2 pseudogenes are annotated in these 1,248 nt (G+C 40.8%); both read right to left on the minus strand.

Annotated features, from left to right (window positions below):
- Positions 1-451, minus strand: a pseudogene (locus tag JMW64_RS13900) (hypothetical protein); the annotation flags it as partial.
- A 116-nt stretch (positions 452-567) separates the two neighbouring features.
- Positions 568-1,248: pseudogene (locus tag JMW64_RS13905) on the minus strand (hypothetical protein); the annotation flags it as partial.

Consider the following 1,248-nt stretch of genomic DNA (forward strand, 5'->3'; position numbering starts at 1 on the left):
TATTATCTTCAATAATACAGACAGAGTTTCTATTACCAATTTCTGTGACGGGTATAGTGAACCGATATACGCCAGCGTCAGCTGTTGTTAATGTTTGGGTGGCATAAGTCGTCGTAGGGTTATCACAATCATTTACTAGCCGAACTCTACTAGCGACGCTCCCTGTTTTAACTAAAACACCTGCTTCATTGCTATCGAATGTACCATTAAAATAATTACTATTACTGCTATAAGGAGCGCCTACCTTGTCTGGGTCAGCAGCGCTATCGCTGATACCACCGTTATCATTAAATACCGTACCAGAAAATATATAATTTAAGGGCTCGCTCTCTACTCCAAAGCTGATCCATTCGTTATACGTCTCACCAACCGTCTCTCCTGTCAAGCCGTTACTACCATTCATGATACCTTCATAAGTTAAGGTAACAGTGCTCGCATTTCTTACTGCCACTACGTAGTTACTGGCACTGTTTTCAATACCATAGCTGATATATTTACCACCATCGGCAATATTTGATGTTAAAGGAGGGTAGGTAGTCTGATTATTAGGGCTGGTTGAAGTCGATTTTATAATGTTTGAAAAGGTTGGCGTCGGCGGTAAAAAGCCAGTGGCACCGCTTCGAACACTGACTTCTCCACCCGCAGTGCTAGGTCTATATACATTACCGCCCTGATTGGTACCGTTAAGAAAGTCAAAACGATAAAAATATAGCTTATTGCCACTATTTTCGCGTAATTGAAATGAGGTTGTGGGTCGTTATAAATAAAGTTATTAGTGTTAGCTGGATCTCTTTTACCCATAAAATAATCCCCCATGGCTTCATAGTAATAGGGAACACTTGGGTTTGTTCTAACACTTGCTTGAACCGCTCGACTGTTTAAAGTGCTTTTAGTAAAATTTAAAGTATGTTGCGCAACCTCTGAGTTACCGCTGGTCGTGTAGCTGGCTTGACCAATCTTAATAGTATGGATAGCCGTGTTGTCATTAGGAGTAATGGTAAAGGTATAAGTAAATTTATCATTGCTGACATTAGTATCTGCAAGGTTGCTAATCTCTATACCATTGGTCCCTGTAGCTGGAAGACCTGTAGGCTTTATCTCAACATTACTTAGATAACCGCGAGTATTATTGTTAATACGTGTGAGCGTAAAACTACCAGTTGCACCTGAGCCAGCAGCTATATAAGTGCCAGAAGCTGTACCGTTTGATAGACTACGGCTGGTTACAGTAATAGTGCCCATATCTTG

It is taken from the genome of Psychrobacter immobilis, from assembly GCF_904846065.1.
Classification (GTDB): domain Bacteria; phylum Pseudomonadota; class Gammaproteobacteria; order Pseudomonadales; family Moraxellaceae; genus Psychrobacter; species Psychrobacter immobilis_H.